Source organism: Flagellimonas olearia (genome assembly GCF_009184425.1).
Lineage (GTDB): Bacteria > Bacteroidota > Bacteroidia > Flavobacteriales > Flavobacteriaceae > Flagellimonas > Flagellimonas olearia.
Window position 1 is genome coordinate 1 of the sequence record NZ_WELG01000218.1, and the last position, 308, is coordinate 308.

The 308-nt window shown below is 37.7% G+C and carries 1 pseudogene; it reads left to right on the plus strand.

The features are described 5' to 3' along the window. Positions 1 to 46 precede the first annotated feature (46 nt). Positions 47 to 308 (plus strand): annotated as a pseudogene (locus F8C76_RS20110) (hypothetical protein); the annotation flags it as partial.

A 308-nucleotide genomic window follows, 5' to 3' on the forward strand; every position in this document is an offset into this window, starting at 1 on the left:
CAATGTGGGATCAAATTTTAGTTTTAACAAGAATATTATCTATGTCATGGACGAGCCAGCTACCCACTTGAGCGTGCCAGCCAGAAAGGAGTTTAGGAAATTTTTAAAAGAATACGCTCATAAACATAATACCACCTTTGTTTTAGCCACCCATGACCCCTTTTTGGTGGATACGGATCATTTAGATGAGATAAGGATTGTAGAAAAAAAAGAAGAAGGCTCTGCGATTGAGAATACCTTTAATTATTCCCTAAAAAACGATGCAAACAGAAACTCCGACGCCCTAGATAAAATCAAACGCTCTTTAG